Source organism: Streptomyces sp. A1277, assembly GCF_004795015.1.
In the GTDB taxonomy this organism is placed as follows: domain Bacteria; phylum Actinomycetota; class Actinomycetes; order Streptomycetales; family Streptomycetaceae; genus Streptomyces.
Window position 1 is genome coordinate 82,086 of sequence record NZ_SSBI01000031.1, and the last position, 11,080, is coordinate 93,165.

Consider the following 11,080-nt stretch of genomic DNA (forward strand, 5'->3'; position numbering starts at 1 on the left):
TGCGCGAACCGGTACCGCTATTCGCCTATGACCAAGCCACGCACCCGCGGCTCCGCGCGTGCGCGAACCGGTAATTCATTGACCGATCAGCCGTGACGGGACATGCTGTAGCCCCGCCCGGCCCGCCGTCACCCATACGCGGCCCCATGGGGTCCGTGCGCGGCCGGTGCCGGCCCGAGTGCCGTGCCCGGTTCCGGCGACGCAGGGGATCGCCGGAGCCGGCACGCCTCAGGCGGCGGACCTGGGGTTGCCCTTGGTGGCGGCGGCCCACTCGACCAGCAGACGCTGGTACTCCTCCTCGTCCTCCGGGGACAGGTGGCCGCCCGAACGCCGCCACAGGTCGCGAATGTCTTCATTCACCACTGCGGAGGGGCGTACGGAACTGGACGGGCACGGAGTCGGGGACATACCTACCAGGCTAAGGCCCCGATGTGACAATCCGACCCATTGCACGTCAGGGACATCTCTCACATCTCTGTCAGGCAACCATCGCGGCAAGTCCGAGCTCCCGCAGTCCGTCCGGCCGCTCATCCACCGGCGCATGCCGCACGAATCGCACCTCGCAGCCCAGCGCGGCCGCCCCGCCGTCGGCCACACGGTCGTCGCCGACCATCACCACATCCGTCGGGTGCTGTCCCAGAAGTGTGCAGGCCGTGTGGAAGAGACGTGCGTCCGGCTTCTGGACGCCGTGCTCGAAGGAGAGGACGTACGCGTCCACGTACGGGTCCAGGCCGTGCGCCCGGAACACCGGCCGCAGGTCCCAGCCGATGTTGCTGACGACCCCGATCCCGGCCCCGGCCTCACGCAGCCCGGCCAGCACCTCCGCCGCGTCCGGGTAGGGGCGCCAGGCGTCCGGGGACAGATGGCGGTCGTACAGGGTGTCGTACAGCCCCGGGTCCGGCAGGGCGACCTGGCGGGCCAGCCCGGTGTACACCGCGCGGTGCAGCTCCGCGCTCTCGTCGCGGTGCGTCCAGCCGTCCGCCAGCTCCTCGGGCATCCGCTGCGGATTGGGGCCACCCGGCAGCGCGCCGGACACCTCCAGCTCCGTCGCGTACCGCTCGAAGTCCGCCTCGTCCACGCTCACCCCCCGCTCGGCGAGGGCCCCGGCGAGCCAGGAACGGACGGATTCGATCCGGAACAGCGTCCCGGAGAAGTCGAAGAGCACACCCTTGACCGGCATGGCACCGATCCTCGCCGACGGGGTGGGGGCGGGCAAGAGCGCCTGTTCAGGCTGCCCGGCCAGTGCGGCCGTGGGCCGCGTACCGCTCGTAGCCGCAGACCGCGAAGGCGGCCAGCGCCGCGCCCAGGAGCCATCCGCCCAGCACGTCCGACGGCCAGTGCACGCCCAGGTACAGCCGGGTCAGGCCGACCCCGGGCACCGATACGGCCGCCGCGCCCAGGGCCGCCCGACGGAGCCGGCGCCGGGCGCCGGAACGGCGCAGCACCCACAGCAGCAGACCGCAGCTCACCGTCGCCGTCATCGCGTGCCCCGACGGGTACGCCGCGTACGAGGCGGAGTCCACCGGGTCGGGCCACCGGGGCCGGTCCCGGCCGACGGCCGCCTTGATCCCCTGCTGGAGGAGCGCGGAGACCACGGCCGTCGCCGCGACCCAGACCGCGAGCGGCCGGGCACCGCGCCACCACAGGGCCACCACCGCGACGGCGATCAGGGCGCGCATCGTCCACGGGTCCCACAGCCAGTCCGTCAGCAGCCGGTTGACGTGGACGAGACCGGGTTCGGCCACCGCCCGCCGGTGCAGCGCGTCCGCGACCGAGCGGTCCAGGTCCGTCAGCGGCTGCCACCGCGCGACGACCAGGGCCGTCACCGCCCCGGCGAGCACCGCGCAGACGGCCCCCGCGCGCGCGAGAGGCCAAGAGGCGCGGGCGTGGTCCACGAAGGAGCGCGGGGACACGTGCATGGCACGATCCTCGCCGAAGCCCGCGGCCTCGGCCCATTCCAGCGCGCCGGACGACAGCCGGACCACCCCATCGGGGAACGCGCCCGGCACCCGGAGTACCGGGCACCGCCGCCCCGCTTCACTTCAGCGCGCTGAGCCCCGGTACGAACGCGACCACGAGTGGCACCGCGGGAACGAGCGTCGCCGCGGCGGTCAACCGCAGCCGGCGGGCGGCCGTGAGCCGCCCCGCCGGGGCCAGCAGCCGGTTCACCCGCAGCGGCAGCTCCGCGTCCGCGGCCGGGCAGGGGCCGAACACGCCCCGGTCCTCGTTGAGTTCGACCAGGGCCAGCGCGATCGTCAGGCGGCCGAAGCGCCGCGAGGCCACGTCGTCGGCCGCCAGCTCGACCAGCCGGTGCATCTCGCCCCGGAACGCCGCGAACACCGGAACCTGCGGGAACCCCGAGGCCAGCGCCTCCGAGCAGTTGAGCAGCCAGTCGTGCCGCGCCTGCGCGTGGCCCTGCTCATGGGCCAGGACCGCGTCCAGCTGCCGGCCCTTCAGCCGCCCGAGCGCGGCCGTGGTGATGACGAGTCGGGGCGCGGCCCCCGGCAGCCACCAGGCGTCCGGGCGCTCGCCCTCAAGGACGACGAGGCGTCCGCTCCCGGGCTCCTCGCCGGGCATGAGCGGGGCGCGCACCAGGAGTTCGGCCCGCCGCTGTTTGCGCCGCAGGTGCGCGCGGTGGATCTCGCGGGCCAGCATGGCGGCCGTCCACACCCCGCCGGCGGCCAGCAGTACCGCCATCACCGCCGACCACGGGCCGTAGTCCGCGAGTGCGTACGCCTCGACCACGGCGTGCGGCGCGGGCGCGAAGACGTGGCCGCGTACCGCCTGCCACGCCGCGGCGGCGCTGAACGTCATGGCCAGCCCGAACGACAGCAGCACCGCGACCACCACGCACTGCCAGACCCACAGCGCCACCACGGGCTCGCGCTCGGGCCACTCGGCCCGCGCCATCAGGCGCGGGGTCACGACGGCGGCCAGTGCACCGAGCAGCAGCAGCGCTAGGGAGACCCACATGGCGTCAGCCTATGAGGGGCGCGCCAGACACGGGTATGGCTGCGCGCGCCAAGTGACGCACACCACGGACGCCCGCCGCCCCGTCTCACAGGGTGAGAAGCATCGCGAACATTGCTATGCCCATGGTCAGCCGGCAAGCCAGCGCCAGCTCCGGCCGCGCCCCCCATCCCGTCACCACCGGCCCGCCGCCCCTGCCCCCGGAGGCCGTGGCCGCCACGGGTATGAGCCGGGCGCCCGAGCGCAGCACGTACACGGCGTAGTAGGCGAGGAGCAGCCCGGTCAGCACCGGTATGCCGCCCGCCGCGGCCATGCTGTGCGCGCCCATCGCGTGCGTGCCGTGCCCCGAGCCGCCCGCCCGGGCCATCACCACGGCCATGTAGACCATCGCCGAAGAGCCGACCACATGGTGCAGGTGGTGGCCGCTGCGCCGGGAGAACCACAGGGCGCGCAGGGCCGCGACGCCGAACAGCGCCGCGTACACGCCCCATCCCCAGGTGGGCGGGGCGACGGCGGCGGCCGGTATCGCCATCGCGGCCATCCCGAAGCCCATCAGCGCCTCCGCCCGCGCGGTCCTGCGCTCCTGCGCACTGCCCGTACGGGTGCGCAGCAGGCAGTAGGCGCCCGTCACCGCGCACAACGCCATCAGCAGCCATCCGGACATCGCCGGTCCGTGCACAGCGGCCCTCCCCCCGGGCGAAACGACATCGCCATCAACCAGTCGATACCCGGGGCTGGTGGCCCGTACGCGGCGCACTGGGGTACAGGGGGAGCGCGCGGCGGGGGTGACTTTGCGATGCGCCTGGTGCAAGCGCCCCTCGCGCCGCCCCGGCACGCCCCGTAGAAACCGTCCGGAGCCCGGACGGGGTACCGGGAGTTACCCTTCTGCGGCACCGCCCTTGCACAGAAACCGGAGAAGCCCCGCCATGGACACCGCCCCGCCCCGGGAATCGGGAGAACTGACCTTCCGCGACGCCACCGAAGCGGACATACCCGCGCTCGTGGAGCTGATCGAGTCGGCGTACCGCGGCGACAGCAGCCGCGCCGGATGGACCACCGAGGCGGACATCCTGCAGGGGCAGCGCACCGACTCTCAGGGGGTGCGCGAGGTGGTGGAGAGCCCCGGCAGCCGGCTGCTCGTGGTGGAGCGCGACGGCGCCCCGATTGCCTGCTGCCAGCTCGAACACCGGGGCGAGGCCGCCTACTTCGGCATGTTCGCCGTGCGTCCCGGGCTCCAGGGCGCCGGCCTCGGCAAGGTGATCATCGCCGAGGCCGAGCGTACCGTGCGGGAGAGCTGGGGAGTGCGGGAGATGCACATGACCGTGATCTCCGTACGCGAGGAGCTCATCGCCTGGTACGAGCGCCGCGGCTACCGCCGTACGGGCAAGCTGACCCCGTTCCCGTACGGCGACGAGCGCTTCGGCATCCCGCAGCGCGACGACCTCGCCTTCGAACTGCTCGTCAAGGAGCTGCCGCAGCAGACCTGACGCGGGGGCCCGCGGAAGGCCGGGTGCTACGCGGTGACGCCGCCGGCGCGGCGGATCTCGGGGTAGTCCGTGGTCGCGCCGTCGAGCCCGAGCCCGCGGGCCAGCCGCAGCTGGTCCTGTGTGTTGACCGTCCAGCCCACCACCGTCAGCCCCTCGGCGTGGGCCTTCTCCACCAGCTCCAGGGTGATGCGCCGGATGTTCAGCACGAGCCGGGTCGCCCCCACCGCCTTCGCGCGGTCCACCACGTCATTACCCCAACGGCTGGCGACGAGGGCCGTCCGCACACCCGGAACCAGCTGAGCGATCTCGGCGATCGCCTCGTCGTGGAACGAGATCACCTCGACCCGGCCGACGAGTTCGCGTTCCCGCATGACCCCGGCCAGCGTGCGTGCGGCGGCCACGTCCTTGATCTCCGCCTGGATCGGGGAGCGCACGGCGTCCAGGACCTCTTCGAAGACCGGTACCCGTTCGCTCTGACCCGCGTCCAGCGCGCGCAGCTCGGCGAGGGTCTTCTCCGCGATCGGGCCCGTGCCGTCGGTCGTCCGGTCCACCTCGGCGTCGTGCATGACGGCCAGCGCGCCGTCCTTGCTCAGGTGCAGGTCCAGCTCGATCAGGTCCATCCCGGCCTCTTCGGCGCGGACGAACGAGCGCAGGGTGTTCTCCGGCTCGACGCCCGCCACCCCACGGTGACCGATGGTGAGGAAAGACAAGGCACGCTCTCTTCCGTCGACGCTCTCTTCCCGCGCGCTGCTCCTATCCGCACGGCACGGCGCCATGGCCGCAGTCGGCAGCCTAGTGTCCGGCGGGCAGCGGACGGGGGAGGGGCCGCAGGCCGTGCGGCCAGGGCGATGAGCCCACCGAAGGAGCTGTCGCAGCGCCGTGCGACAGGAAAAACAGCGGTGACCATGAGGGTAGGCAGGATAATTTCCGCAAGCTCCACTTGTTTCGGGGAGTCGCGCACGGATACGGTTGTCGGACGCGAGGTTCTCCCGTGGAGGAAGTGTTATGACGGAAATTCTTGTGCACGACGCCGCACCCGGCGGCATAGCTGCCGCGCCGCGGGTGATCGAGCACCCGGCCTGGCCCGCGCTCAAGAATGCCGTGGAGGAGATCCGACCCTGGCAGTCGAAGGACGGTTCCATCGACTTCGACGCGGAGGGTGCGCCCTCTCCGGCCCTCGCCGAGGCCGCCGTGGCCCGGGTGACCGCCGCGGTCGAGGAGCTCTCCCCGCTCCTGCCGCACGACGCCGCCTACCACCGCGCCCTCGTCACCGACCTGCGCCGCTGGGTGGCCGACGGCTTCGGCGTGCCCGACTTCCTGGACTCACTGCTGGCCTTCCAGCCCGCCAAGGACCGCGCCGACGGGCTCCAGCACCTGGTGGTCTTCGCCATGTACACCCAGAACGGCAACCCCGACCGCAACCTCGAGGCGGTCGTGCTGCGGATGGTCTGGCCCGAGTGGCTCGCCGACCTGGAGGCCACCCGCTACGACAACCCGCTGTTCTGCGGCATCACCTTCGAGGACTTCACCTCCGGCTACGACACCAACTCCGCGGTGCTCTTCCCGGAGACCATCGCCGTGCGCGAGGCCCCCGAGCGCTTCAGCTGGGGCGGCATCTTCTGCGACCGCGAGGCCGCCCGCTTCCGCCGCGTCACCGAGGCATCCGTCGACCTCCTGGGCATCGAGCTGCCCGACGACATCCGCGAGATGGTCAACGACCAGCAGCGCTGCGAGCAGGCATTCGTGCTCTGGGACATGGTCCACGACCGCACCCACAGCCACGGCGACCTGCCGTTCGACCCGTTCATGATCAAGCAGCGCCAGCCGTTCTGGATGTACGGCCTCGAAGAGCTGCGCTGCGACCTCACCGCCTTCAAGGAGGCCGTGAAGCTGGAGGCCGAGGGCAACGCCCACGGCCGCGACGTGCAGTACGCCGTGCTCTTCGACCGGATGTTCCGCTTCCCGGTCACCGGCGAGCGCGTACGCAACTACGACGGCCTCGGCGGCCAGCTCCTCTTCGCCTACCTCCACAAGCACGACGTCGTGCGCTGGACCGACAACACGCTCCGGATCGACTGGGAGCGGGCCCCGCAGGTCACCAACCAGCTGTGCGCCGAGATCGAGAAGCTCTACCGGGACGGCATCGACCGCCCCAAGCTCGTCCACTGGTTCGCGGCGTACGACCTCGTCTCCACCTACCTCGCCCCGCACCCCGGCTCCCGCTGGGCCAAGGGCCCGGACGCGCTCGACCTCTCCCAGCCGCCGCGGAAACTCGTGGACGACGTGCTTCCCGACGAGTTTCCCCTGAGCATGTTCTATGAGGCCCTCTCCAAGAAGCTGAAGAACGTGATCGCCTCGACCAAGGGCATCACCGCCTCGGACGCGGGGAAGGCTGCCGCGTGAGCACAGGCGCCAAGGAGGCGGAGGCCATGAACGGAACAAGCACGGGCGACGCGAGCGGTGCGCTCGAAGGCGCCGTGGTCGCCGTCGCGGGAGCCGCAGGACCGGCCGGCCGGGCGACCCTGCTCAGGCTCGCCGAGGCGGGCGCGGTCGTCGTCGCCGCGGACGCGCACCCCACCAGGCTCGCCGAGGCCGTCGACGCGGCCCGCTACGCCCACGGCGGGGCCACCGTCACCGGCGACACCGTGGATCTGCTCGACCTCGCGGCCACCCGTGAGTGGGCGGCCAAGACGGAGAAGGAGTTCGGCCGGATCGACGGGCTCGTCCACCTCGTGGGCGGCTGGCGCGGCAGCGCGAGCTTCGCGCAGACCGACCCCGCCGACTGGACGCTGCTGGAGAAGTTGCTGATCCGCACGGTCCAGCACACCTCGCTCGCCTTCCACGACGGGCTGCTGCGCAGCGACCGCGGACGCTACCTGCTGACCAGTGCGGCAGGGGCGAGCAAGCCCACCGCGGGCAACGCCGCGTACGCCGCCTCCAAGGCGGCGGCCGAGGCATGGACCCTCGCGCTCGCCGACGCCTTCCGCAAGGCGGGGGGCGAGGACGGCCCCCGCAGCGCGGCTGCGATCCTGGTCGTGAAGGCACTGGTGCACGACGCGATGCGCGCCGAGCGCCCGAATGCGAAGTTCGCGGGCTTCACCGACGTCAAGGAACTGGCCGATGCCATCGCCGGCGTCTGGGACCGGCCCGCCCCGGAAGTGAACGGAAAGCGCCTGTGGCTGACCCCGCAACCCTAAAGACCGACGCGCGTCGCCATCACGACCCGCGGGTGCGCGGTTTCGCCAGTGACAACTACGCGGGGGCCCACCCGGAGGTCCTCGCGGCGCTGGCCCTCGCCAACGGCGGCCACCAGATCGCCTACGGCGAGGACGACTACACCGGCCACCTCCAGCGCGTGATGCACAGCCACTTCGGCCCCACCGCCGAAGCCTTCCCGGTCTTCAACGGAACCGGTGCCAACGTGGTGTCGCTCCAGGCCATGACCGACCGCTGGGGCGCGGTCATCTGTGCCGAGTCCGCCCACATCAACGTGGACGAGGGCGGCGCGCCCGAGCGGGTCGGCGGCCTCAAGCTGCTGACCGTGCCCACCGAGGACGGCAAGCTCACGCCGGAGCTCATCGACCGGCAGGCGTACGGCTGGGACGACGAGCACCGCGCCATGCCGCAGGTCGTCTCGATCACCCAGAACACCGAGCTGGGCACGGTCTACACGCCCGACGAGATCCGCGCCATCTGCGAGCACGCGCACGAGCACGGCATGAAGGTCCACCTCGACGGGGCCCGCATAGCCAACGCATCGGCGTCCCTGGACGTGCCGATGCGCACGTTCACCAACACCGTCGGCGTCGATGTCCTCTCCTTCGGCGGCACGAAGAACGGGGCGGTCTTCGGCGAGGCCGTCGTCGTCCTGAACCCCGACGCCGTGCGCGCCATGAAGCACCTGCGCAAGCTGTCGATGCAGCTCGCCTCCAAGATGCGCTTCGTCTCCGTACAGCTGGAGGCGCTGCTCGCCGGTGACCTGTGGCTGCGCAACGCCCGGCACGCCAACGCCATGGCCCAGCGGCTCGCCGAGGGCGTACGCGGCGTGGACGGCGTGGAGATCCTCCACCCCGTCCAGGCCAACGCCGTCTTCGCCCGGCTGCCGCATGCGGTGAGCGAACGGCTGCAGAAGCGCTTCCGCTTCTACTTCTGGGACGAGCAGGCCGGTGACGTGCGCTGGATGTGCGCCTTCGACACCACCGAGGAGGACGTCGACGGATTCCTCCTCGCGCTCAAGGAGGAGATGGCGGCCGTTTAGGCCGTGCCCGACCTCCGGGGTGCGGACGGACCGTCCGCACCCCGGAGTGACGTTTCCCCGGCGGCCGGGCCCGCCGTCAGCCGCGCTCGCGCACCTCGGCCGGCGTGGGAGCCGTACCGCCCAGGTGCGAGGGCACCCACCACGTGTCGCTCGCGTCCTTCGGACGTACCGGATAGGCCCGCTGAGCCGCCTCCAGCAGCTCCTGCACGCGCTCGCGCAGCCGGCGCGTGATGGCGCCCGCGTACTGGTCCGTGGGGGCCTCCACGGGCTCGCCCACGCGAATGGTCACCGGAATGTGGTTGCGCTTGAAGTTGCGCGGGCGGCCCTTGGTCCACAGCCGCTGCGTGCCCCACAGCGCCATCGGCACCAGCGGAACGCCCGCCTCCTGCGCCAGGCGCGCGGCGCCCGACTTGAAGCTCTTCAGCGTGAAGGACTCCGAGATCGTCGCCTCGGGGAACACTCCGACGATCTCCCCGGAGCGCAGCGAGGCCAGAGCGTGCGCGTACGCGTCCTCGCCCTGCTTGCGGTCGACGGGAATGTGCTTCATGCCGCGCATCAGCGGTCCGGAGACCTTGTGCCGGAAAACTGATTCCTTGGCCATGAAGCGGACCAGTCGCTTCTGCGGGAGCGCCGCGAGCCCACTGAAGATGAAGTCCAGATAACTGATGTGGTTGCTGACCAGAACAGCGCCGCCGGTCTTCGGGATGTGCTCCGAACCCTGAGTGTCGATCTTCAGGTCGAGCGCCTTGAAAAAAGTGCGAGCGGCGCCGATGACCGGCCGATAGACGAGTTCTGCCATCTGGGGAAGACCCTTTCTTCAGCGCCTGCGGAGGATTCTCCCGGCGGAAGTTACGCAGCCGTAGGTTTTCGGCATTGGCCCGATCGTGCCGCATGCGCGACGCGGTGGCCAGTCTCGGCGGGTTCGGGCCGCGAGATTCTCGTCACGTGGGCGACCGGGGAATGTACCGGCGAGCGGGAGTGCTGACCCTCTGCGAAGAGCTCTGACAGGAGGCCGAAGGTGGACGGGCAGGCGCATGCGGACAGGCTGGACGCGGCCCAACTCGGCGCGGAACTGGGGGAGCGGGCCACTCTCGTCCAGTTCTCCACCGCCTTCTGCCAGCCCTGCCGGGCCACCCGGCGCACCCTGGCCGAGGTGGCGGGAATGGTCGAAGGGGTCGCCCATGTGGAGATCGACGCAGAGGCGCATCTCACTCTCGTGCGCGACCTGGAGATCAGCCGGACCCCGACCGTGCTGGTCCTCGACGCCGGGGGCCGGATCGTCCGCCGGGCCGTCGGCCAGCCCCGCACCGCCGACGTCGTCGCCGCACTCGGGAAGGCGATGTGACGGCCCGTGATGCATCTCCCACCTCGTGGGACACCCTTGACTGCACCGGCCGCGCATCGTCACTCTGACGCTATGCCGTCAGAACTCCTGCTCCATGGCCGAGTGCACATCGACCTCGTCCGCACCGCCGGCGCGTGCTGTCCGGATGCCTGAACATCCGCGGCCCCGCACACCTGACGCGCAGAAGGACCTCCCCATGACGGCATCACCCGGGCTCGGCGAGCCCCGCACGGCATCCCCGGATCTCCTGCGCTCGGTCTTCCGGCAGCACGCCGCCGGAGTCGCCGTGATCACCGCGGCCGGTGACCGGCCCGTCGGCTTCACCGCCACCTCGCTCAATTCCGTGGCCGCCGAGCCGCCCCTCGTCTCCTTCGGCGTCGGCACCTCGTCCTCCAGCTGGCCGGTCATCGCCGAGGCCGAGCACGTAGGCGTGCACATACTCGGCGAGCACCAGCAGGAGCTGGCCGCCACCTTCGCCCGCAGCGGCGCCGACCGCTTCGGCCCGTCCACCTTTTGGCGCAGCGGCCCGGAAGGCGTTCCGCTGCTCGACGGGGTGCTGGCGTGGCTGGTCTGCCGGGTCGTGGCCCGGGTTCCGGCGGGGGACCACCGCATCGTGATCGCGCAGGTCGTCGCGGGCGATCCGGCGGGCGGCGGCCGCCCGCTCGTCTATCACCAGGGCAGATTCACGGCTCTGCGAGACTGAGGGCGCCCCGCTGGTTCCCGGACGCCGCGCGTTGGGCAGATCACAGTGCAAAGCGCTTGCTCATTGGGCACACGCTGGGTGTACTGGCGAGTAATATTACGGTCGGAGCGTCGGTCGCCCCGACCGGAAAACGCCCCATCAGGCGCCTATGCTGCGTGCAACAAGGCAGCCCGGAAATGACGATGCAGTAGGAGAGCCGGCGTGAGCTTGAGGATCGTTGTCTGTGTGAAGTACGTGCCCGACGCGACCGGTGACCGGCATTTCGCCGATGACCTGACGTTGGATCGTGAGGATGTCGACGGTCTGCTGTCGGAGCT

General features: G+C 71.5%; 14 protein-coding genes and 1 pseudogene. 8 read left to right on the forward strand and 7 right to left on the reverse strand.

Annotated features, from left to right (window positions below; translation table 11 throughout):
- Positions 1-228 precede the first annotated feature (228 nt).
- The 5 genes from E6R18_RS34440 to E6R18_RS21185 all read right to left on the reverse strand — a co-directional run bounded on the left by E6R18_RS34440 (position 229) and on the right by E6R18_RS21185 (position 3,649).
- The gene (locus E6R18_RS34440) at positions 229-408 is read right to left on the reverse strand and encodes a hypothetical protein (RefSeq protein ID WP_206308341.1); all 180 of its coding nucleotides are present in this window, start codon (positions 406-408) and stop codon (positions 229-231) included.
- Between the two features lie 70 nt (positions 409-478).
- Entirely contained in the window at positions 479-1,180 is a 702-nt protein-coding gene (locus tag E6R18_RS21170) for an HAD-IA family hydrolase (protein WP_136318471.1), read from the reverse strand.
- A gap of 46 nt (positions 1,181-1,226) precedes the next feature.
- Positions 1,227-1,919 carry a phosphatase PAP2 family protein gene (locus E6R18_RS21175; RefSeq protein ID WP_136318472.1) on the reverse strand — a complete coding sequence of 231 codons (693 nt, stop codon included), beginning with the start codon at positions 1,917-1,919 and terminating at the stop codon, positions 1,227-1,229.
- A gap of 118 nt (positions 1,920-2,037) precedes the next feature.
- Positions 2,038-2,973, reverse strand: a complete 936-nt coding sequence (locus E6R18_RS21180; RefSeq protein WP_136318473.1) for a M56 family metallopeptidase — start codon at positions 2,971-2,973, stop codon at positions 2,038-2,040.
- 85 nt (positions 2,974-3,058) lie between these two features.
- Complete coding sequence (locus E6R18_RS21185; protein WP_206308342.1) at positions 3,059-3,649, reverse strand: DUF5134 domain-containing protein; 591 nt, start codon at positions 3,647-3,649, stop codon at positions 3,059-3,061.
- Positions 3,650-3,896: 247 nt separating this feature from the next.
- On the opposite strand from E6R18_RS21185, the gene E6R18_RS21190 reads away from it, so the two are divergent.
- A complete protein-coding gene (locus E6R18_RS21190; protein WP_136318475.1) occupies positions 3,897-4,457 on the forward strand; it encodes a GNAT family N-acetyltransferase in 561 nt (186 codons plus the stop codon).
- A 26-nt stretch (positions 4,458-4,483) separates the two neighbouring features.
- Here the strand turns inward: E6R18_RS21190 and E6R18_RS21195 are convergent, their stop codons facing one another.
- A complete protein-coding gene (locus E6R18_RS21195; RefSeq protein ID WP_136318476.1) occupies positions 4,484-5,167 on the reverse strand; it encodes a glycerophosphodiester phosphodiesterase family protein in 684 nt (227 codons plus the stop codon).
- 295 nt (positions 5,168-5,462) lie between these two features.
- Between E6R18_RS21195 and E6R18_RS21200 the strand changes: the two genes are divergently transcribed.
- From E6R18_RS21200 to E6R18_RS21210, 3 genes are read left to right on the forward strand one after another with little or no spacing between them, the layout of a single operon-like run.
- The gene (locus E6R18_RS21200; protein ID WP_136318477.1) at positions 5,463-6,860 is read left to right on the forward strand and encodes a DUF6421 family protein; all 1,398 of its coding nucleotides are present in this window, start codon (positions 5,463-5,465) and stop codon (positions 6,858-6,860) included.
- A gap of 26 nt (positions 6,861-6,886) precedes the next feature.
- A complete protein-coding gene (locus E6R18_RS21205; protein ID WP_136318478.1) occupies positions 6,887-7,654 on the forward strand; it encodes an SDR family NAD(P)-dependent oxidoreductase in 768 nt (255 codons plus the stop codon).
- Entirely contained in the window at positions 7,633-8,715 is a 1,083-nt protein-coding gene (locus tag E6R18_RS21210) for a low specificity L-threonine aldolase (protein ID WP_136318479.1), read from the forward strand. The genes E6R18_RS21205 and E6R18_RS21210 overlap by 22 nt, the downstream gene beginning before the upstream one ends.
- A 76-nt stretch (positions 8,716-8,791) precedes the next feature.
- Here the strand turns inward: E6R18_RS21210 and E6R18_RS21215 are convergent, their stop codons facing one another.
- A complete protein-coding gene (locus tag E6R18_RS21215) occupies positions 8,792-9,514 on the reverse strand; it encodes a lysophospholipid acyltransferase family protein (RefSeq protein WP_136318480.1) in 723 nt (240 codons plus the stop codon).
- Between the two features lie 219 nt (positions 9,515-9,733).
- Here E6R18_RS21215 and E6R18_RS21220 point away from each other — a divergent pair, with 219 nt between their 5' ends.
- The 4 genes and pseudogenes from E6R18_RS21220 to E6R18_RS21230 form a co-directional block, all read left to right on the forward strand.
- Positions 9,734-10,060, forward strand: coding sequence for a thioredoxin family protein (locus E6R18_RS21220; protein WP_136318481.1), 327 nt, complete (start codon positions 9,734-9,736; stop codon positions 10,058-10,060).
- Positions 10,061-10,132: 72 nt separating this feature from the next.
- Complete coding sequence (locus E6R18_RS35395; RefSeq protein ID WP_324608491.1) at positions 10,133-10,213, forward strand: putative leader peptide; 81 nt, start codon at positions 10,133-10,135, stop codon at positions 10,211-10,213.
- A 43-nt stretch (positions 10,214-10,256) separates the two neighbouring features.
- Complete coding sequence (locus tag E6R18_RS21225; RefSeq protein ID WP_136318482.1) at positions 10,257-10,763, forward strand: flavin reductase family protein; 507 nt, start codon at positions 10,257-10,259, stop codon at positions 10,761-10,763.
- 201 nt (positions 10,764-10,964) lie between these two features.
- Positions 10,965-11,080, forward strand: a pseudogene (locus tag E6R18_RS21230) (electron transfer flavoprotein subunit beta); the annotation flags it as partial.